The sequence below is a fragment of the Flavobacterium sp. 316 genome, from assembly GCF_000967805.1.
Taxonomy (GTDB): Bacteria; Bacteroidota; Bacteroidia; order Flavobacteriales; family Flavobacteriaceae; genus Flavobacterium; species Flavobacterium sediminilitoris.
Window position 1 is genome coordinate 237,374 of the sequence record NZ_JYGZ01000001.1, and the last position, 21,436, is coordinate 258,809.

General features: G+C 29.5%; 15 protein-coding genes. 7 read left to right on the forward strand and 8 right to left on the reverse strand.

The window, feature by feature from the left end; genetic code table 11:
• Positions 1-3: 3 nt before the first annotated feature.
• Positions 4-1,992: an excinuclease ABC subunit UvrB gene (gene uvrB, locus SY27_RS01105; RefSeq protein ID WP_045966619.1), complete on the reverse strand. Its 1,989-nt coding sequence runs from the start codon at positions 1,990-1,992 to the stop codon at positions 4-6.
• A 124-nt stretch (positions 1,993-2,116) separates the two neighbouring features.
• Between uvrB and SY27_RS01110 the strand changes: the two genes are divergently transcribed.
• Positions 2,117-3,295, forward strand: coding sequence for a M28 family peptidase (locus SY27_RS01110; protein ID WP_045966622.1), 1,179 nt, complete (start codon positions 2,117-2,119; stop codon positions 3,293-3,295).
• Between the two features lie 40 nt (positions 3,296-3,335).
• On the opposite strand, the gene SY27_RS01115 is transcribed toward SY27_RS01110, so the two are convergent.
• From SY27_RS01115 to SY27_RS01125, 3 genes are read right to left on the reverse strand one after another with little or no spacing between them, the layout of a single operon-like run.
• A complete protein-coding gene (locus SY27_RS01115; RefSeq protein WP_045966624.1) occupies positions 3,336-3,998 on the reverse strand; it encodes a thiamine diphosphokinase in 663 nt (220 codons plus the stop codon).
• A gap of 58 nt (positions 3,999-4,056) precedes the next feature.
• Complete coding sequence (locus SY27_RS01120) at positions 4,057-4,884, reverse strand: DUF4249 domain-containing protein (RefSeq protein ID WP_045966626.1); 828 nt, start codon at positions 4,882-4,884, stop codon at positions 4,057-4,059.
• A 3-nt stretch (positions 4,885-4,887) separates the two neighbouring features.
• Entirely contained in the window at positions 4,888-7,266 is a 2,379-nt protein-coding gene (locus SY27_RS01125; RefSeq protein ID WP_045966628.1) for a TonB-dependent receptor, read from the reverse strand.
• A gap of 115 nt (positions 7,267-7,381) precedes the next feature.
• Here SY27_RS01125 and SY27_RS01130 point away from each other — a divergent pair, with 115 nt between their 5' ends.
• Positions 7,382-8,083 carry a hypothetical protein gene (locus SY27_RS01130; protein WP_052705055.1) on the forward strand — a complete coding sequence of 234 codons (702 nt, stop codon included), beginning with the start codon at positions 7,382-7,384 and terminating at the stop codon, positions 8,081-8,083.
• Between the two features lie 86 nt (positions 8,084-8,169).
• On the opposite strand, the gene SY27_RS01135 is transcribed toward SY27_RS01130, so the two are convergent.
• On the reverse strand, positions 8,170-10,392 hold the full coding sequence (locus SY27_RS01135; RefSeq protein ID WP_045966630.1) for an NADP-dependent isocitrate dehydrogenase: 2,223 nt from the start codon (positions 10,390-10,392) through the stop codon (positions 8,170-8,172).
• Between the two features lie 303 nt (positions 10,393-10,695).
• On the opposite strand from SY27_RS01135, the gene SY27_RS01140 reads away from it, so the two are divergent.
• The 5 genes from SY27_RS01140 to SY27_RS01160 all read left to right on the forward strand — a co-directional run bounded on the left by SY27_RS01140 (position 10,696) and on the right by SY27_RS01160 (position 17,764).
• Positions 10,696-11,994 (forward strand): hypothetical protein, encoded by a 1,299-nt coding sequence (locus SY27_RS01140; protein ID WP_045966632.1) that lies wholly within the window; start codon positions 10,696-10,698, stop codon positions 11,992-11,994.
• A 139-nt stretch (positions 11,995-12,133) separates the two neighbouring features.
• Positions 12,134-13,426: an anthranilate synthase component I family protein gene (locus tag SY27_RS01145; protein ID WP_045966634.1), complete on the forward strand. Its 1,293-nt coding sequence runs from the start codon at positions 12,134-12,136 to the stop codon at positions 13,424-13,426.
• A gap of 5 nt (positions 13,427-13,431) precedes the next feature.
• Positions 13,432-14,325, forward strand: coding sequence for a hypothetical protein (locus SY27_RS01150; RefSeq protein ID WP_045966636.1), 894 nt, complete (start codon positions 13,432-13,434; stop codon positions 14,323-14,325).
• A gap of 41 nt (positions 14,326-14,366) precedes the next feature.
• Complete coding sequence (gene tilS, locus SY27_RS01155; protein WP_045966638.1) at positions 14,367-15,674, forward strand: tRNA lysidine(34) synthetase TilS; 1,308 nt, start codon at positions 14,367-14,369, stop codon at positions 15,672-15,674.
• Positions 15,674-17,764 (forward strand): protein-disulfide reductase DsbD, encoded by a 2,091-nt coding sequence (locus SY27_RS01160; RefSeq protein ID WP_045966640.1) that lies wholly within the window; start codon positions 15,674-15,676, stop codon positions 17,762-17,764. Before tilS ends, SY27_RS01160 begins: the two co-directional genes overlap by 1 nt.
• Before the next feature lie 90 nt (positions 17,765-17,854).
• On the opposite strand, the gene SY27_RS01165 is transcribed toward SY27_RS01160, so the two are convergent.
• Genes SY27_RS01165 through SY27_RS01175 form a run of 3 tightly spaced genes read right to left on the reverse strand, consistent with a single transcriptional unit; the run spans position 17,855 to position 21,338 of the window.
• On the reverse strand, positions 17,855-18,832 hold the full coding sequence (locus SY27_RS01165) for a tetratricopeptide repeat protein (RefSeq protein ID WP_045966642.1): 978 nt from the start codon (positions 18,830-18,832) through the stop codon (positions 17,855-17,857).
• 53 nt (positions 18,833-18,885) lie between these two features.
• Complete coding sequence (locus SY27_RS01170; protein WP_045966644.1) at positions 18,886-20,706, reverse strand: chloride channel protein; 1,821 nt, start codon at positions 20,704-20,706, stop codon at positions 18,886-18,888.
• A gap of 47 nt (positions 20,707-20,753) precedes the next feature.
• The gene (locus SY27_RS01175; protein WP_045967435.1) at positions 20,754-21,338 is read right to left on the reverse strand and encodes an ACP phosphodiesterase; all 585 of its coding nucleotides are present in this window, start codon (positions 21,336-21,338) and stop codon (positions 20,754-20,756) included.
• Positions 21,339-21,436 lie beyond the last annotated feature (98 nt).

The window sequence follows — 21,436 nt, forward strand, 5'->3', positions numbered from 1 at the left end:
TTGTTATATCTTTTCCTGTAATGCTTTAATTTCGTCTCTTAATCTGGCTGCTTGCATAAAGTCGAGTTCTTTTGCTGCTTTTTCCATTGCTTTTCGTTTTTCACGAATTTTCTTTTCAATTTCGGGTTTACTTAGGTATTCACTTTCAGGTTCGGCTGCTTTGTATTCTAAGTTGTCATAATATTGTGTTGAAACAGAGTTTCCGCTTAATGCATTACCTAGGCTCTTATTTAGTGCCTTTGGTTCTAGTCCATGTTTAAGGTTATATGCCATTTGTTTTTCACGTCGATATGTGGTTTCATCGATGGTTTTTTGCATGCTTTTAGTTATTTTATCTGCATACATAATGGCTTTTCCGTTTACGTTTCGGGCAGCACGTCCTACTGTCTGCGTGAGTGAACGATGGCTACGTAAAAAACCTTCTTTGTCTGCATCTAAAATAGCTACAAGGGATACTTCGGGTAAATCAAGTCCTTCACGTAGTAGGTTAACACCAATTAGTACATCAAAAATTCCTTTTCGTAGATCTTGCATAATTTCTACACGTTCTAAAGTGTCTACATCAGAATGAATATAGCGACAGCGAATAGCTACTTTGGTTAAGTATTTAGTTAATTCTTCTGCCATTCTCTTAGTAAGTGTTGTAACAAGTACTCGTTCATCGGCTTCGCAACGAATTTGTATTTCTTCTATTAGATCATCTATTTGGTTTTCACTTGGACGAATTTCAATTATTGGGTCTAATAATCCTGTAGGTCTAATAACTTGTTCTACGTATATACCTTCTGTTTTTTGTAGTTCGTAATCAGCAGGTGTAGCGGAAACGTAAACAACTTGATTTTGTAAGGCTTCAAATTCTTCAAATTTTAATGGCCTGTTGTCCATTGCTGCGGGTAATCGAAATCCATATTCTACTAGGTTTTCTTTTCGACTTCTGTCTCCACCATACATAGCGTGTACTTGTGATATGGTAACATGGCTTTCATCAACTACCATTAAGAAATCATCTGGGAAATAGTCTAATAAACAGAAAGGTCTTGTTCCTGCTTCTCTACCATCAAGGTAACGAGAATAATTTTCAATTCCTGAGCAATAACCTAGTTCACGTATCATTTCTAAATCGAAGTTAGTACGTTCTTCTAATCGTTTTGCTTCTAAATGTTTGCCTATTTCTTTGAAATAATCTACTTGTTTCACCATATCTTGCTGTATTTCCCAAATTGCTTTTTGAAGTACATCGGGAGATGTTACGAACATATTGGCAGGATATATATTTAGTGTTTCATATTTTTCAATGACTTGGGCTGTTCTTGGGTCAAAAGCTTCGATTTCTTCAATTTCATCTCCAAAGAAATGTACACGAAAAGGATCGTCTGCATAACTTGGAAAAATCTCTACAGTATCTCCTTTTATTCTAAAGGTTCCTGGTGTGAATTCAGCTTCTGTACGAGCATATAAGCTTTGTACAAGTCTATGTAATAGTTTTGTTCGTGATATTACTTGGTCACGTTCTATGGTAATGACATTCTTTTGAAATTCTACAGGGTTTCCAATACCATATAAACAAGAAACAGATGAAATAACGACAATGTCTCTTCGTCCTGAAAGTAGGGCAGAAGTGGTGCTTAATCGTAATTTTTCTAATTCGTCATTAATTGAAAGATCTTTTTCTATATAAGTTCCAGTAACAGGTATAAACGCTTCTGGTTGATAATAATCATAGTAGGATACAAAGTATTGTACGGAATTATTAGGGAAAAATTGTTTAAACTCAGAGTATAATTGAGCAGCTAAGGTTTTATTGTGCGCTAAAATTAGAGTAGGTTTCTGTACTTCTTGTATCATATTAGCTACAGTAAAAGTTTTTCCTGATCCTGTAACTCCTAATAATGTTTGGTACTTTTCACCATTTATAATTCCATTAGATAATTTTTCAATGGCTTGCGGTTGATCTCCTGTTGGTTTATAATCTGATACGACTTGGAATTTCATTTAGAATAGATACGTTTTTTAATAATGGTAAAGTTACAAAGTTAATCTAAGATTTTTTGATTGCAGAATAAATTATATATTTGTTACTAATGCTTTAGCCCTAATATACTATAAATTATAATGTATGAAAAAAAGAATACACTTAGTTGCACTGTTATTATTGTTTATCAATGGGTTATTTGGACAGAATTTTATACAAGCCTATGCAGATATTGCGAATCAAGTTTCACAGTCAAATATTACTAACGCTTTAACTGACTTTGAAAATTTAGGAGTTAAAAGAAGAGGTACTCAAGAGCTAGAAGATACTTATAATTGGCTTCGAAATAAGTACCTGAGTTTTGGCTATACGGCTGCTCAACTTGAGGAAGATACTTTTGCAAATGGTAGTTATACTTGTAAAAATTTAATTGTGACTAAAGTAGGAAGCGTTTATCCAGATACTTATGTTATTATTTGTGGACATTATGATTCATTAAATGGAGTAGGAACAAATGATAATGGTAGTGGAGTGGCAACTATTCTTGAAGTAGCAAGATTATTGCAAAATGTTGAAACAGAATATTCTATAAAGTTTATTAATTTTAGTGGAGAAGAAGATGGATTATTAGGAAGTCAACATTATGTAAATAATGTGGTAAATGGAACTACTCCTAAATTAGATATAAAATTAGTTTTTAATATTGATCAGGTTGGAGGAGTAGCAGGAGAAACAAACAATACAATTACTTGCGAACGCGATACAAGCTCTCCAACAAGTAATAATGCAGCGTCAAATACTGTTACAAATGAATTAATGACTTGTGTAACGCTTTATTCTCCATTAAATACAAATTTAGCTCATGCATATTCATCTGACTATATTCCTTTTGAAAATAATGAAGAAGTGATTACAGGTTTTTATGAAACGAATGAAACAACTCATGGTCATTCGGCTACTGATTTATTAGTAAATATGGATCCTGTGTATAATTATAATGTTGCTAAAGCTGCCACAGGAGCTATGTTGCATTTTGCAGTTGCTTATACTACTTTAAGTGATAATCTTTTTAATAAGGTTAATTTAGTAAGGTTTTTTCCTAATCCTGTGAAACAATATCTAACCATTGATTTAGGAACTTCACCAGAAGAGAATTACACTTTACAATTGTATGATTTACAAGGAAAAGTTGTTTTTTCTGAAGCTGTGATTGGAAATAAACAATTAACAATGATTAATGTTAGCGCATTATCTAAAGGGATGTATTTAGCTACTTTAATTTCTGAGAAAGACGTTGTAAAAAAGAAAATAGTACTTGAATAATTTTAAATAATGATTCATTAAAAAAGGGAATAAAAAATATCTAATCCCAACATTCCATTAATAATAAATCACCTTTTTGGTGTTCAATAGTTACAATTCCATCTTCAATTACATGATTGCTGCTACCTGTTTTATAGCCAATAGTTAATGTGTCATTTTGTAATGGGTAAAAGAGATTTTTAGAAGAAATACCAAATACTTCACCTATGGGAATTAATGAAATAGGCGTTTTCTTTGGATACCATTTTTCAAATTTTTTAGGTAGTAGATGTATTTTAGAATGATCGTCTAAAATAACTATTTTAAGCATTGTCCTATAACGAACAATATTTGTGATGTTTGTAATAGTATGATCGGCCCTTTTTCCAGTTGCCCAAACTACATTTGCAGCAGGAATTCCTCTTGCAATTAAATAATCAAATGCTTTTTCTAAATCAGTTTTATCTTGATTTGGAGTATGAACAATTTCAATAGGATATTGACTTTCTTTATAATAATTTGGATCAAACCCTCTGTCAAAATCGCCTAAAAGGACATCAACCTTTATTCCTAATTCTAAAACCCGTTCGATTGCAGAATCTAGAACAATTACTAATGGAGACCATTCTAATAATTGGCCTAATAGTTCTTGATTGCATGCTAATCCGTTTGCAATAATTAATGCGGGTTCTTGATCGTCACGTACAATATGATGAGAGGACATGGTAAATTATGAATTACATATTATGAGTTACGAATGTAGGAATTTTAATTTCAAATTGCTATTGCACTACATAAGTTTCCGTGTCAATTTCACCTAAACTAAAATATCCAAAAGGGAAATTGTTAGTATTGGTTTGGTTGATAATATTTCCTCTTAAAGTAGCTGGAGGAGAAGAGAAAGGATTTCCTCCATTACTTCCTGCAATATTTAAAAGTTTATTCATATAATTAAAATAGCGTTCAGAAATACCTTGAAGCGATAGATTAAGAACATCATTAGCCGCTAACTCATCATCTACATAAAGTCCAAACATTTGATTTCCTTGAAAGAATTCATCATCAACAGCTCCATATTCTGGATAAGCTATGGTATTATTTTTGAATCCAATTAAATAAAAATTGTCTTCAGCTCCATTGTCTTGATAAAAGAATTTAATTTCAATAGCATCTTCTCCTCCAAAACCTGTTATTACCGATTGTTCTACTGTGTCAATATCTGGTGTTGGATATAAAGTATCTGTTGATGTGTAAGTTTCTCCTTTATATATAATGGTTAAAGTGTATGTTCCATTTATAACAGGGTTAAAATTAGTACAAATATAATTTCCAGTTCCAAAATCTTCTATAAAATCATAAGTAGTTGTTCCATCAAAGATGGTTACTATTGCTCCTGTAGCATTTGGAATTAAATTGGTATAATAATCTGTAGTAGTAGTTAAACGAATTACTTGTTCGTTTCCTGCTGTTCCTTTTTCCCATTTAATAGAAGCATCAATTACAAGTTTAGGTTCCGCAGTATCTAAGTTGATATCTACCACATCTTCACAGGCTACCATAGTAACTAAGGTGATTATTGCTATTGTTATTTTTGTTATGACTTTTATCATGACTTAAAATTTAAAATTATATGTTACGCTTGGAACTATTCCAAAAATTGAAAGGCGAACGGCTTCATTTCTACCAGTATCAGCATTTTGTCTGAAACTTATAGAAGCAGCATTTTTACGACTATATACGTTATAGATTCCAAAAACCCATTCTCCTTTAAATTTTTTATTAGCACTATTTCTAGGAGTTAATGTTGCTGAAATGTCTAAACGATGGTAAGCAGGTAAATTATTAGCATTTCTTTCTCCATAACTAGGTACTGAAAGTCCTTGGTAAATATATTGTCCGTTTGGATAAGTTACTGGTTGACCTGTTTGTAATGAAAAAATACTTCCAAAGCTCCATTTTTCATTTAATTCATATATTCCTGTTACAGATAGATTATGTGTTTTGTCCCAACCTGTTTTGTACCAGTTTCCGTTATTTATTCCTATTTCCGTTGCAGTTCTTCCTGCTGTTTGTTGTTCTGAACGAGACAGTGTATAAGAAATCCAACCGTTTAATTTACCTTCATTTTTTCGGGCTAAAACTTCTAAACCATACGCTCTAGATTTTCCTGCTAAGACTACTTGTTCAATAGCATTATTTGCAATTAAATTTGCGCCATCAATATAATCTAAACGATTTTTTACGTCTTTATAGAACGTTTCTATTTCAAACGAATATTTTCCATTTTTGATGTTTTTTTGATAACCAATAGCATATTGATCTAAAATTTGAGGTTTTAAGAAATTATCACTTGGAGCCCAAACGTCTAATGGAGTAGGTGATTGTGTGTTTGATATAAGGTGTAAGTATTGACTCATTCTATTATAACTTGCTTTTACAGATTGATTCTCATCAATAATATAGGCAATGGAAAGTCTTGGTTCTAAATTGTCAAAACTGGCAATAGTTTCATTTTTGCCATATTTTTTTGTTCCAATAGGTGTTGCCTTTTCATAAATTTTTAAATCTTCATCATAAGTAACAGCCTGATTGTTCTCATAAATATTAATTTCTTGTGATCCTAAACGATAAAACATGCTATATCGTAAACCATAGTTAATGGCTAATTTATCTGTAATTTTTTGCTCAGCATCAATATAAATAGCTGGCTCAAAGGCATATTTCTTATCTAATTGCTTAGGATTAATTCCAGAATCGGAACCTGTAGGCTCAATTTTTCCAGGATTAAAATCATAGTATACAGTATTTATACCATAAGTTAGTTTTGTTTTATTACTTAAATAATGTTTAAAATCATACTTTAAATTGTAATTCTTGATACCACTATCCCAATTGAATCCTACAAAATCTAAAGTTAAACCATAATAATAATCACTATAGATTAATGATAAGTTGGAAAATAATTTATCATTAAATAAATGATTCCAACGTAGATTTAAAACCGAATTACCATATGTATTTATAAAACTTTCGCTTAAACTAAAAACGTCTCTGCCAAAATATCCAGAAACATATAAATTATTGTTATCGTTAAGTTTATAACTCAATTTCGTATTTAAATCATAAAAATAGGCTGAGTTTTCATTACCAGAAAGTTTTAAGAAAAGATGTGCATAAGAACTTCTTCCTGCTACAAGGAAAGATCCTTTGTCTTTTACAATAGGTCCTTCTGCTAAAATTCTACTAGAAATAAGTCCTATTCCTCCATTCATATGGAATTTATTGCTATTTCCATCTTTTTGGTAAATATCTAGTACAGAGGCTACTCTTCCTCCAAAACGCGCAGGAACACCACCTTTATACAATTTTAAATCTTTAATAGCATCAGCATTGAAAACAGAGAAAAAGCCGAATAAGTGAGAAGAATTATAAATAGTAGCTTCATCTAATAAAATAAGATTTTGATCTACTGCGCCACCACGTACATTGAATCCTGATTGTCCTTCACCAGCATTAGTAACTCCAGGTAAGGTAAGAATAGACTTTAATACGTCTGTTTCACCTAAAACTGCGGGCATTTTTTTAATAGTATTAACAGAAATTTTGTTAACACTCATTTCAGGTTTTTCAATATTTGGTTTATATTGATTTTCAGTAACAATAATTTCGTTTAGTTGAACATTACTCTCTTTTATTGTTATGTTTTTTCGAATATTTTCTTGTAGGGAAATTTGTTCTACTTTGTCTTCAAAACCTATATAAGTATATCGTACAGTATAATTTCCTTTCGGTAATGTTATAGAATAATAACCATATTCATTTGTTGTAGTTCCAGTTTTTAATTCTTCAATAATTATAGTTACACCAATTAAAGTTTCATTAGTATTTTCATCTGAAATCGTTCCACTTAAAGAGAACTTTTCTTGTGCCTGATTACTATTTAAATAGAATATTGTTATAAATAGTAAAACAAATTTTATAGATTTGCTCATAGTCTGATTTTTGTTAAGCAAATGTGAAATTTTTTTTTGAAAAATTTACTACAAAAATTGTTAATGTATGGTTAATTATTGTAATTAATTCTGTACTAAATTATAGGTTTGTTATATGAAATTTAAAAAAGAGAGATTAGTTGTTGTTGTATTATTGTTTAGTATTAGCTTGTTTTCACAAGTTGATAAAAAGAAACGTACTTTTGATATACAACTTAAAAATCCTTTTGAGACAGAAAAATCAAATACATCTTCGTCATTACCTTCCTTAGAATATAAGAGTATCTTGAATGAAGATAATAGTTATTTGAAAAGATACTCCATTTTAAATAAAAAGACAGATTCTAAAAGTATCTTAGAAAATGATAAAAAATTTATTAATCCAGGTGATGAGATAAGAGATAATCTAAATAAAAAACATCACGATAAACCTATTGATGAAAGTTTTAAAAGTAATCAATTCTTAGGGCAATTTAGTACTAAAGCTAAATATATAAAAATAGTATGTAGAGATCATGAATATCCTGATGGAGATAGAGTGCGAATATTGGTTAATGATGCTATTTTAATTCCTGATGTTCTATTAGAATCGGCATCAAAAGAATTTTATTTAGATTTATCAAAAGGATTTAATAAAATTGAATTTTTAGCTTTAAATCAAGGAACTTCTGGGCCAAATACTGCTGCTTTTTCTGTTTATGATGATAAAGGTGTTTTAATTACTAAAAATGAATGGAATTTAACAACGGGAGTGCTAGCTAAAATTGTAGTAGTTAAGGATGAAGATGGTACTAGCGAAGAAGAAAAGAAAGAATAAAGTTTATTAACTTGATTAAAGTAAAATTATTGAGAAATAAAAAAAGCGACCAAATAGTCGCTTTTTTATTTCTATTAGTTTGAATTTTAATTCAATTTTGCTAAAATAGTATTCAAAGTAGCACTTGGACGCATTGCTTTGTCAGTAGCATCAAAATTTGGATGATAATAACCACCAATAGTTTGTGGTTTACCTTGTGCAGTGATTAATTCTTCATTAATTTTAGCTTCATTTGCATTTAATTCTGTAGCTATAGGAGAGAAGATTGCTTTTAGTTCAGCATCTTTATCCTGATTTGCTAATGCATTTGCCCAATATAATGCTAAATAAAAATGAGAACCTCTGTTATCTATACCTCCAATTTTTCTAGCTGGAGATTTATCGTTTTCTAAGAATTTTTCCGTAGCTTCATCTAGTGTTTCAGATAATACTAATGCTTTAGGGTTATTGAAAACATTACCTAAATGTTCATAAGAAACGCCTAATGCTAAAAATTCACCTAATGAATCCCAACGTAAATATCCTTCTTCAATGAATTGTTCAATATGCTTTGGAGCAGAACCACCAGCACCCGTTTCAAACAATCCACCACCATTCATTAAAGGAACAATAGATAACATTTTTGCAGATGTTCCTACTTCTAAAATAGGAAATAAGTCTGTTAAATAATCGCGTAAAACATTTCCTGTTACAGAAACAGTATCTAATCCTTTTACTATTCTTTCTAGTGAGAATTTTGTAGCATCAACAGGATTCATAATGCGAATATCTAAACCAGCAGTGTCATGATCTTTTAAATATAAATTTACTTTTTCTATAATTTGTCTATCATGTGCTCTGTTTTCATCTAACCAGAAAATTGTAGGAATTCCAGTAGCTCTTGCTCTATTAACTGCTAGTTTAACCCAGTCTTGAATAGGAGCATCTTTTACTTGGCACATTCTAAAAATATCACCAGCTTCAACAGCTTGTTCCATTAATATTGTTCCATTTGCATCTTTTATCACAACAGTTCCGTTAGTTGACATTTGGAATGTTTTGTCATGTGATCCGTATTCTTCGGCTTTTTGAGCCATTAAACCTACATTTGGAACACTTCCCATTGTTTTAGGATCTAATGCACCATTTTGTTTACAAAAATCTATGGTTGCTTGATAAATTCCTGCATAACATCTGTCTGGAATAATTGCTTTAGTATCTTGAGATTTTCCTGCTGCATTCCACATTTGTCCTGAATTACGGATCATTGCAGGCATAGAAGCATCAATAATTACATCAGATGGAACATGTAGATTTGTAATTCCTTTATCTGAATTTACCATTGCTAAAGCTGGTCCATTTTCTATTGCAGTTGTTAAATCGGCTTCAATTTCAGCTTTTTTTGCATGACCTTGAATTTTAGCATATACATCTCCTAAACCATTGCGAGTGTCTATTCCTAATTCTTCAAACAATGTTGCATATTTTTCAAATACTGCTTTGAAATAAACTTCTACAAAAGCTCCAAATAATAATGGATCTGAAATTTTCATCATGGTTGCTTTTAAATGCACCGAAAATAAAACACCTTTTGCTTTTGCATCGTCAATTTGTTCTGCAATGAATTTTTTAAGTTTCCCCATGTTCATTACAGAGCTATCAATGATTTCTCCTGCTTTTAGAGGAGAATTTTCTTTTAAAATATTAGTAGCTCCATTAGCATCAGTAAATTCAATAGTGAAACTACCAGCATCTTTTATTGTAACCGATTTTTCTGTACCATAAAAATCACCATCATTCATGTGCGAAACATGTGATTTTGAATCTGAAGACCAAGCTCCCATTGAATGTGGATGTGCTTTTGCATAGTTTTTAACTGCTTTAGGAGCTCTTCTATCTGAGTTTCCTTCACGTAAAACAGGGTTAACAGCCGATCCTAAAACTTTAGCATATTTTGCTTTTATTGTTTTTTCTTCTTCGTTTTGTGGTTCCTCAGGGAAATTAGGAATTGCATAACCTTGTGATTGTAACTCTGCAATAGCTTCTTTAAGTTGAGGTACAGAAGCAGAAATATTTGGAAGTTTTATGATATTTGCTTCTGGAGTTGTTGCTAATTGACCTAGTTCGGTTAAAGCATCAGCTATTTTTTGGTTTTCATTTAAAAATTCTGGAAAATTTGCCAAAATTCTTCCTGCTAATGAAATATCTCTTGTTTCTATTGTAATATTTGCAGGCTTTGAGAAAGCTTTTACTATTGGTAAAAATGAATGAGTTGCTAGCATTGGTGCCTCATCTGTAATAGTGTAAATAATCTTAGGTTGGTTTGACATGAAATATATATTTTATGTTTATTTAAAATTTTTTTAAGCCTCGCAAATATAGTAAATTAAGCTGTTTTTTTTAAGTGTTCTTGGGTTGAAATCATCTGATTTTAGAATTTGATAATAAATAAGGGCTATTTTGATGAAATTATTGTTTTAATCATAATATATTAATTAGTTTATTTTTTTTCTCATTGCATTTAAGGTCATTTTAATAACATTGTTTTACTTATAGTGCTATAAATAAAAGTAATAGGTGGAGTGAAAATCGTATTTGTGTTTTATATACTTTTGCGCCCAAAAAAATAGAACATGAAAAAAACATTGCTATTAACCATTGCATTTTGTTTTAGTCGTTTTTTATTTTCTCAAGTTGGCATTGGAACTACGTCTCCAGATGTTTCCTCAGCTTTGGATATAAAAAGCAATAATTCAGGATTATTAATACCTAGGGTAAACTTATTATCTTCAACAGATAAGACAACAATTAGCAACCCAGCTATTAGTTTATTAGTTTACAATACTTCTACAATTTCAGATGTGACTCCTGGGTTTTACTATTGGGACACTGTTTGGAAAAAAATGAATAATGCTGCAGGAGCGATAGGAACAACTAGTGGTTGGGCTTTTAATGGTAACACATTAACTACAGGAAGCGAATATTTAGGAACCAATAATTATCATTCATTAGCGTTTAAAATAAATAACTCAAATTTTGGAAGATTTCATCCTAATGGAGGAATTTCAATTGGTAGAGGTTCTACTTCAAATGATGAACATTCTATAGCAATAGGAACATCTGCAAATTCTTCAGCTTCAAATGAGGCTATTGCAATAGGGAGAAATTCTTCAGCATCTGGTTATAGATCTGTTGCGTTAGGATTCAATAGTTCATCTTCAAATAACAACTCAATAGCATTGGGGAATTTTTCAACAGCTTCAGGAGAACAAGCAACAGCTATAGGAACAGGAGCTACTTCAAGTGGTCAGAATGCTACAGCTATTGGTTATCAAGCAACGGCAAGTCAGGCAAATTCAATAATTTTAGGAAATTCAACTAGTAGTAATAATAAGATAGGAATTGGTACTAATTCACCAGACGAACGATTACATGTTAATGGTTCAATAAAAATAGTTGATGGAAATCAAGGTTTAGGGAAAGTACTTGTTTCTAATGAAAGTGGAAAAGCAAGTTGGGCAGATTTGAATGATTTGAAACTATATGGTGAAATCTATAAAAATTCAAGTAGCGTTTTATCTTCAGGAGCCATTAATTTGGGAACAAATGGAGTTAGTAATGGAATGTCATTAAATGCTTCTAGTATTCAAGTACAAAAAACAGGATTATATAGAATTTCATATACAGTTTCATTGAGAAAAAGTTCAGGATCTGCAATTCATCCAGAATTTTATTTAGGAATTTACGGAACTGAAATTCCAGGAACAAGAACATATAGTACTATTTCTGGAAATGATACAAGAACTGTATCTTTAGTGAAATTGGTTAATCTTACTGCTTATGAAGCCGTTTCTATTTATTCATCATTATCTAATACTAATACAAATTTATTAGCAAACGGATGTAGTCTAGTTATAGAATTAATTAAATAGATTAAAGTATCAATAATAAGGTGGTTTAAGCATTTTTGATTGACAGGAAAACGTTATTTTTTGTCTCAATTAAAAAAGTTTAAACCACTTCTGTTTTTAAATCGTAATTTTGAGCTTTAAAAAATTATAATTTCAAAATTTGAGAACTTCTATTTTTAAAACTATCTCTGATCCTAAAGAATTTAAATCACAACTTTTACATTGGTCTAGTCAATTTAGAGAAGTTACGTTTTTAGATTCAAACGACTATAGTCAAAAATATTCTAGTTATGATTGTATTTTAGCTGTTGAAGCTTTCACATCTATTAAAACAGATTATCATAATGTATTTGAAGATTTGCATCAATATCAATCACATGCTAAAGATTGGTTGTTTGGTTATATTTCTTATGATGTAAAGAATGATGTTGAATTACTAAAATCAGAAAACTTTGACGGATTAGAATTTCCTGATTTATATTTTTTTCAACCTAAAAAGTTGTTTTTTTTAAGAGATAATGATTTGGAAATTAGATATTTGAATATGTGTGATGATGAAGTTGAAACAGATTTTATCGAAATTTCGCAATGCTCTTACGCTAAATCTGAAGAAATAGTTATAGATGCTATTAAACAAAGAATTTCAAAAGAAGAATATCTTTCAAAAGTTAATAAGATATTAGAATACATTCATAAAGGAGATATTTATGAAACTAATTTTTGCATGGAATTTTTTGCAAAAAATGCTGTTATTAATCCAGTAGCAATATATCAAGAATTAAATGCTATTTCAGAACCACCTTTTGCAACTTATTTTAAAAATGATAATCATTATTTACTTTCTGCTTCACCAGAACGATATTTAAAAAAAGAAAATAATAAAGTAATTTCCCAGCCAATAAAAGGAACAGCAAGAAGAAGTTTTGATATTGAACAAGATAATCAATTAAAAACGGAGCTTTCTAAAAATGAAAAAGAGCGATCAGAAAACATTATGATTGTTGATTTGGTACGAAATGATTTGTCTCATACAGCTAAAAAAGGAAGCGTAACTGTTGAAGAATTATGTGGAATTTATACTTTTAAACAAGTACATCAAATGATTTCTACGGTTGTTTCGGAAGTTGAAAACACAATATCTCCAATAGAAATTATTAAGTCTACCTTTCCTATGGGAAGCATGACAGGAGCGCCAAAAATTTCAGCTATGAAAATTATTGAAAATCTAGAAGAAACGAAACGAGGATTATATAGTGGAGCAGTTGGTTATTTTAGTCCAACAGGAGATTTCGATTTTAATGTTGTAATAAGAAGTATCCTATATAATGCTAAAAAACAATATTTATCTTTCTCTGTAGGAAGCGCAATAACATCTCAATCTATTCCTGAAAACGAATATGAAGAGTGTTTATTAAAAGCAAAAGCAATGTTTGAAGTTTTACGATTAAGATAATAGTTATGAAAAAGAAGATTATTATTCTAGTTTTGTGTTTGCTGCAAATTAGTTGTAAAGCAAAATCGAATACTTATGAGCATATTATTGAGCCAGAATATGAACTATTTAAAGTAAATCAGCAAAAAGCAATATTGGTTTTATTTCCTTGTTTTCCTTGCGATATAGAAAATACAAAAAATGAGTTCCCAATAATTGATTACGCTACAAGTCAAGGTGTTTCTGTACTATTAATGAATTATAATCAGAAGTTGTATTTAAATGAAAGTGAGTTTGTAGCATTGTCAGATTTATTCAATTCTATTTTTGAAACACAGAATGTGAAAACAGAAAATGTGCATATTGGAGGTTTTTCAAGTGGAGGAAATGTAAGCTTATTATGGAGTAATTATTTATTGAAAACGCATAATAAAATTGTACCAAAAGGTGTTTTTATAGTTGATTCACCAGTTGATATATTAGGATTATACTATGTTGCAAAGAAGAATATTAGTATGAATATATCAAGTGATAGTGTTGAAGAATCTAATTGGATTATTCAAAAACTTCAATCAGATTTAGGAAATCCAAATGATAGCATTAATTTGTATGAAAAAAAAGCCCCTTTTACACTAGAAACAAAAAATATTGGTAATGCTAAGTATTTAAAAAATATTAAGATTAGATTTTATACAGAACCAGATATAGATTGGTGGAAAGAAACAAAGAACAATGAAGAAAAAGATTTGAATTCATATTTTATTCAACAATTTTATAAAGAATTGAAGCAAGGTGAGTTTAAAAAAGTATCCTTAGTTTTAACAAAGAATAAAGGATATAGAAAAAACGGAGATCGTCATCCACATTCATGGTCAATAGTTGATAAAGACAATCTTATAAAATGGATTTTAGATAATTAATTTGTTGAAAAACCTTAAATTCGTGATTCTATATTTTTACAATGTTAGAAAAATTTAAAAATCATTTAGATCAAAATTTTCCACATTTATATGGGAAGAAATTACTATTGACTGTTAGTGGAGGAATTGATAGTGTTGTATTAGTTCATTTATGTAAAAAAATACAGTTAGAAATAGGTGTTGCACATTGTAATTTTCAGTTAAGAGATACTGAAAGTGACGAAGATGAGCTTTTTGTACAAGAATTGTGTACGCAATATAATATTCCCATTTTTATCCAAAAATTTTCTACAAGTGATTATGCAGTTCAGCGTAAACTTTCTACACAATTAGCTGCGAGAGAATTAAGATATAATTGGTTTAATGAAATTATAGAAAATAACAACTATGATTATATTGTAACAGCTCATCATTTAGATGATCAAATAGAAACATTTCTAATAAACTTAACTAGAGGAACAGGTCTAGAAGGATTAACAGGAATTCCAGAGCAAAATGATAAGATAATAAGACCTTTGCTAATTTTTTCTAGAAATGAGATTGAAAATTTTGCAAATAAAAATCAAATAGATTGGCGTGAAGATTCTAGCAATGCATCAGATAAATATTTAAGAAATAAAATCCGTCATGCAGTTGTTCCTGTTTTAAAACAATTGAACCCTAGCTTTTTAACATCATTTCAAGAAACGTTGAATCATTTGAAGCAATCTGTTGAGCTAGTTGAAGATGTTACTGCAATTATGTATGAAAGAATAGTAACTCAATTAGATCATAAAATTCAAATCAACATAGAAGAATTATTAAAACTAAAGAATTATAAAAGTTATTTGTATCAATGGTTGAAAGAGTATGGTTTTACAGCTTGGGATGATATTTATAATTTACCACATACACAATCTGGAAAACAAGTTTTTTCAAATTCTTACATACTTTTAAAAGACAGAAATTATTTATTATTATCTCCAAAAGAAAAAGAAGAACTAAAAGAGTCTTTTTTTATTAATGAAAACTTAAAAAATCATAAAGTTCCCTTAAATCTCTCTTTTTGTAACATAAGTTACATTTCAAACTCAGATAACAATATTATATTTGTTGATGAAGATAAATTACAGTTTCCTTTAGAGATAAGAAAGAAAAAAGAAGGTGATAGTTTTTATCCTTCAGGAATGAATGGAAAGAAAAAATTGAGCAAATATTTTAAAGATGAAAAATATTCACTTTTAGAAAAAGAAGAACAATGGTTACTTGTTTCAAACAATGAAATTGTTTGGGTAATAGGCAAGCGAGCAGATCAACGTTTTTTAGCAAATGAAAACACACAAAACACCCTAAAAATAGAACTTAAATAATGAAAAAAATTTTTACTTTTTTAATAATAATATTTTCCTTAACGGGAAATTCTCAAATATTAGACCCTGTAAAATGGACTACTAAAGTTATTCAAAAGTCAAATACAGAGTTTGAATTAATAATAGATGCTACAATTGACTATAATTGGCATCTATATTCTCAAAATACACCAGATGGAGGTTCTCAGCCGCTTGTTTTTGAATTTAAAAATGCAAAAGGAAATTATACTTTAGTAGGAAAAACAACAGAAGGCAAATATATAAAGGAATACAACGAAATATTTGAAGTAGATGAATACTTTTTTGTTAATAAAGCACAATTTAAACAGCTTATAAAAGTTACAAATACAAACCTTAAAGAAATAAAAATAGCATTATCAGGACAAGTTTGTATCGATGGAAAATGTATTCAAGAAGATGATAATTTAACAATCAAATTACCAGAAATTAAACAAGAAGCGATAGTAGAAAAAGTTGAAGAAAAAGCAATAATTACTGATACAAAAGACGATAAAAAGACTACCGAAGAAATTATAACAAAAGTAGACGAAGTTATAACAGATTCAACATATTCTAATGTAGAAGAAGTTAAGAAAGTTGAGACTACTACAGCTACTAAAAAAGAGATAAAAAAAGAGAAAACTGAGGAAGAAATAAGTAAGTGGACTTTATTTTTAATTACTCTGTTAGCAGGAATTTTTGTGACATTTACACCATGTGTTTTTCCAATGATTCCAATGACTGTTAGTTTCTTTTTAAAACAAAGCGCAAATGGAAATAAAAAGAAAGGAAGAATAAATGCTTTAATGTATGGTTTCTTTATAGTTTTAATCTATGTAATTATTTCACTTCCTTTTCATTTATTTCAAAGTCTAAGTCCTACTATTTTTTATGAGATTTCTACAAATCCATATTTAAATATTTTCTTCTTTATCGTATTTGTGATTTTTTCAATTTCATTTTTAGGAGCTTTTGAAATTACAATGCCTTCAAGTTTGGCAAATAAAGTGGATACTGCTTCAAATAAAGGAGGATTTGTTGGAATCTTTTTTATGGCTTTAACTTTAATTATAGTATCTTTTTCTTGTACAGGACCAGCATTAGGAGCTGTTATAGGCGGTGTGTTGTCAACAGATGGAGGAGCAACATTATTAACAATTGCAATGTTAGGTTTTGGTTTTGGTTTAGCATTTCCATTTATGACATTTGCTCTATTCCCTAGCATGATGGGGAATTTACCAAAATCTGGAGGATGGTTAAATACAGTTAAAGTCGTATTCGGATTTGTAGAATTAGCTTTAGCTTTTAAATTCTTATCTATGGCAGATTTAGTAATGGATTGGCATATTTTGGAAAGAGAGACTTTTATCGCAATTTGGATTGCTATTTTTGGAAGTTTAGCACTTTATCTTTTTGGAAAAATCACATTACCACACGATAGTCCATTATCTAATATTTCAGTAGGAAGACTGCTATTAGGAGTATTATCTTTAGCTTTCACAGTATATTTAATTCCAGGACTTTGGGGAGCGCCATTAAATATAATTAGCGGATTTCCACCACCAATGAGTTATAGTGAAAGTCCTTATGGAGTAGGAAATTCTCAAGGAGGTGGAGGAGAAGTTACTTCAGTTTTACCAGCGCATGCCCATTATGGGCCACATAAAATTATCGCTTTTCATGATTATGATAAAGGTTTGGCATATGCAAAAAGTGTAGGGAAGCCTATTATGATAGATTTTACAGGTGTTACTTGTGTAAATTGTAGAAGAATGGAAGAATTGGTATGGTCAGAACATGAAATTCTTCATATTTTAAAGAATGATATTGTTTTAATTTCTCTATATGTTGATGATAGAACTCCTTTACCAGAAGATGAGGTTTATACTACCTTAAATGGAAAAGAAATAGACACTTATGGTAAAAAATGGAGCGATCTAGGAATCACAAAATATAAAGCAAATATTCAACCTTATTATATATTAATGGGACATGATGAAGAAAATCTAAATAATCCAGTAGGTTATACACCAGATGTTGAAGAATATAAAACATGGTTAAAAGAAGGTATTGCTAATTTTAAGAAATAACTTGTTTTAAAGTCTGATATAGTTAGATAAAAAAAGCAGCATCAAAAACGTTTTTGATGCTGCTTTTTACTATATATTATTCCATAATAACTAATTTGTTTTGATGCGATTTTTTTCTAAAATTGAATTAAAATCGTTTAGTTTATTTTGTTTTTTAAATTCACTATGAAGCATTTGAATAAATTGTTCAGCATCTGTTCTATAAGGTGATTTTTGTGCTACATAAATTAAATATGCTTTACACATATTATCTAATCCTTTTTCAAGATCATTTAAATTTTGAGCATAAATAGAACCAAGGCCATAAAATACTTCGGGATTATTAGGTTGAATTTCGCCTAATCTTTCATAAGCTTTTATAGCATTTTTATATTCTTTTTTATAGATATAAACAACACCAATATTTTGTAGAGGCATTAAGCCATTCGGATCTATTTTTAATGATTTTTCATAGGCTTTTATAGCTTCGTCATAATTTTCTAATCTTCTATAGCAAATTCCCATATTGTCATAAGCAAAAGCAAATTCAGGATCTATTTCAACGGCTTTTTTATAATAATTGATAGCTCCTTCAAAATCATTTTCTTTTGTAGCATCTAAACCTTTATTGTAATATTCTAATGCTAAACTATTTTTAGATAATGACTTGGCACTTAGCTTATCGTTTGATTTCATTTTAGATTTTATAACATCACAATTCTCGTTTAAATATCTTTCAATTTCATAGTAGTATTCTTTATATTCCTTAGAATTTGGGTTGAAATTGATAGAAATATCAATTTGTTTTTTACCATCAACTGTTTTTGCTTCTTTTTCTAAGTCTTTAATTTTATCAATTTTAATTCCCATTTGATAAGCGCCAACTTGATTGTCGATACATTTGCTGATTTCTGAAGCTATACTATCTTTAATTTTGTCAAATGTGTTTATTGAATCAATACATATACATGCGTTGTCTGATAGTTCTTTTAAAAATTTTTGTTTGTCAAATTTTATATCTTTTTTTTCTTGAGAAAATGAAATATTCAGAATACAGCAAATAAAAATTGTAAATGCTAATTTTTTCATGTAAAAAGGAATTTAAGATATTAAAAATAGCTTATTTAAATGAATTATAAAAATTATTCAATTACCATTTCTTTAAGTTGATCTCTATATTTTTCAAGAATCATTGTTTTGTAGATAAAACCATAAAAAAGACCATTCTTGAATACAGGTAAAATCGAAGTATCTGTTTTTTCAAATTTTTCCATTACTATTTCCAAACTATCATTATGTAAAACGATTTCTTTTGGAGATTGCATTACTTCATGTGTGGAAGTGTATTTTATTTTAAATGGAGAAAATATAATCGGACGTATATTGTCTAAATAAATTAATCCTAAAAATTCTTTCTCTTCATTTAATACTGGAAATACAATATTGTCAGTATGCTTTACAATTTCTACTAACTCTTCTAGAGACTTAGATTCTTGAATAGGTTTGTAATTTGTTAGAATAAAAGTAGATATATCTAAACAGGTTAGAATATTTTTATCCTTATTATTAGTGAAAACTTCTCCTTTATCAGCCAAATGCTTAATGTCAAAAGAATAAGGCTCAAAACGTTTTGAAATAGCAAAACTTACAGAAGAAACAATCATTAATGGAACCATTAGATTATATCCACCTGTAATTTCAGCGATTAAGAATATTGAAGTAAGCGGAGCATGAAATAAACCACTTAAAACACCAGCCATTCCAACTAAAGTGAAATTACTCACAGATAACGGTTTTGTTATTCCTATAAGGTTAAAAAATTTGGCCACAAAAAAACCTAAATATGAACCCACAAAAAGGGAAGGAGCAAAGTTACCTCCATTTCCACCAGAACCAAGAGTTAGACCTGTTGCGTATACTTTAACCATCATTGTTATTCCTACAAAAGCTAGCAATATCCAGTTATTATCTTTAAAATTATCTAATAATGTATTGTCGAGTATTTTTTCAGGATGCGAATTTGCTAAAATTTTGATACTTTCATATCCTTCACCAAATAATGAAGGGAAGAAGAAAATTAAAATGGCTAATAACGAAGCGCCATATAGTGCTTTTCTATAGTTTCCAAGTTTTGAATTAGCAAAATGATTTTCAATTTTTCTAAAAGTTCGAGCATAATTTATGGATACAAAGCCAGATAATAAACCAAGTAGTACATATTGAGGAATATTATGATAATCCATAACCTCACCTTGTTTAAAGGTCAATAAAATATCTTCATTAAGAATAATAGTTGAAACTAATGCTCCAGTTGCGGCACTAATCATAATAGGAATAAAAGCTGTAATACTAATTTCTGCTAATACAACTTCTATTGCAAAAAGTACACCAGCAATTGGCGCATTAAAAGCAGCTGCAATTCCAGCAGCAACTCCACAAGCCAATAATAGTGATCTATCTTTATGACTTAATCTATAATTTTGCGCATAATTACTTCCAAATGCTGCTCCAGTAATGGTAATTGGAGATTCTAAACCAGCACTTCCACCAAGACCAACAGTGAAAGAACTAGTGATTATTTGAGAATACATCTGCTTAAAAGGCATCATTCCTCCCTTTCTAGCAACAGCATACATAATATGAGAGGTTCCTTTTTGTATAGATCCATCTAAGAGCTTTGTAACTACTAAAACGGTTAATAAAATACCAATTATAGGCAAAAGACTATTACTATATGGTAAATGAAGTATACCGTCTAAATATTGAGCAAAATTATAAACCCAGTGTGCAAATGTTTTTAAAAGAATTACAGCTAATGCAGATGAAATTCCAACTAAGACACAAGAAAAATAGATAAATTGCCTAGGTGTAACTAATAATTTTAAAATGAAAACGAATCGTTCTAAACGCTTAAAGCCTTTGCTCAATAATCGAATAATAAGATTGGTTTTTTTTGGCGACATTAGAAGATTAAAATTTCTGCGAAGTTAGCCTTTAATTGAAAAATACACTAATCATTCTGTAGTTTTTCTATGCTCATTTTTCTAACTTCTTCAAAGAAAAGGGTAAATTCATTTTCAAAATCATTATAGTAAAGTTTTAATTCGTCTGTAGCAAATTGCATCTTAGATTTAAATTTTGTTCGATAGTCCATTTGATATAAAATAGTACCAATTCCTTCAACTGTTGCATAGCTTAGTAACCAATTTTGATTAACCATGCTAGGTAACATCTTTTGAGTTTTTAGCGTAAGTAATTTAAAATTAGTATCTAATAGTTTGTAAAATGTGTTTATATAAGTTGCTAATGGAACTGAAGAATACGTTTCCCAATTTTTAGCTAAAAAATGATCATAGAAAATATCAATAATTACACCTGAATAATGACCATATCTTTCATGCAAGCGATGCTTACTTTTTCTAAAAATAGGATGCGCATCTGTAAAAGTGTCAATTTCTCGATGAAGCATAATTCCTTTTCGAATTTCATCAGGGAATTTTAAATAATCATTTCCGCGAATACCATCTGCCATAAAATTACCAATTTTAATCATGTCATTATTTCCAGAAAGATAGATATGGGCTAAGAAATTCATTTTGTCTTTTTTTAAAGTTCCTTTAGATTTTAAAAGGTCAATTACTATATTTGTTTGCAATTTATAATTTATTAATTAAATATTGTAAATCAAAGTTT

What these genes read in the sequence shown, in the direction of transcription:
- uvrB (WP_045966619.1), bottom strand. Translation starts at nt 1,992, where the DNA reads ATGAAATTCCAAGTCGTATCAGATTATAAACCAACAGGAGATCAACCG.
- SY27_RS01110 (WP_045966622.1), top strand. Translation starts at nt 2,117, where the DNA reads ATGAAAAAAAGAATACACTTAGTTGCACTGTTATTATTGTTTATCAAT.
- SY27_RS01115 (WP_045966624.1), bottom strand. Translation starts at nt 3,998, where the DNA reads ATGTCCTCTCATCATATTGTACGTGACGATCAAGAACCCGCATTAATT.
- SY27_RS01120 (WP_045966626.1), bottom strand. Translation starts at nt 4,884, where the DNA reads ATGATAAAAGTCATAACAAAAATAACAATAGCAATAATCACCTTAGTT.
- SY27_RS01125 (WP_045966628.1), bottom strand. Translation starts at nt 7,266, where the DNA reads ATGAGCAAATCTATAAAATTTGTTTTACTATTTATAACAATATTCTAT.
- SY27_RS01130 (WP_052705055.1), top strand. Translation starts at nt 7,382, where the DNA reads ATGAAATTTAAAAAAGAGAGATTAGTTGTTGTTGTATTATTGTTTAGT.
- SY27_RS01135 (WP_045966630.1), bottom strand. Translation starts at nt 10,392, where the DNA reads ATGTCAAACCAACCTAAGATTATTTACACTATTACAGATGAGGCACCA.
- SY27_RS01140 (WP_045966632.1), top strand. Translation starts at nt 10,696, where the DNA reads ATGAAAAAAACATTGCTATTAACCATTGCATTTTGTTTTAGTCGTTTT.
- SY27_RS01150 (WP_045966636.1), top strand. Translation starts at nt 13,432, where the DNA reads ATGAAAAAGAAGATTATTATTCTAGTTTTGTGTTTGCTGCAAATTAGT.
- tilS (WP_045966638.1), top strand. Translation starts at nt 14,367, where the DNA reads ATGTTAGAAAAATTTAAAAATCATTTAGATCAAAATTTTCCACATTTA.
- SY27_RS01160 (WP_045966640.1), top strand. Translation starts at nt 15,674, where the DNA reads ATGAAAAAAATTTTTACTTTTTTAATAATAATATTTTCCTTAACGGGA.
- SY27_RS01165 (WP_045966642.1), bottom strand. Translation starts at nt 18,832, where the DNA reads ATGAAAAAATTAGCATTTACAATTTTTATTTGCTGTATTCTGAATATT.
- SY27_RS01170 (WP_045966644.1), bottom strand. Translation starts at nt 20,706, where the DNA reads ATGTCGCCAAAAAAAACCAATCTTATTATTCGATTATTGAGCAAAGGC.
- SY27_RS01175 (WP_045967435.1), bottom strand. Translation starts at nt 21,338, where the DNA reads ATGAATTTCTTAGCCCATATCTATCTTTCTGGAAATAATGACATGATT.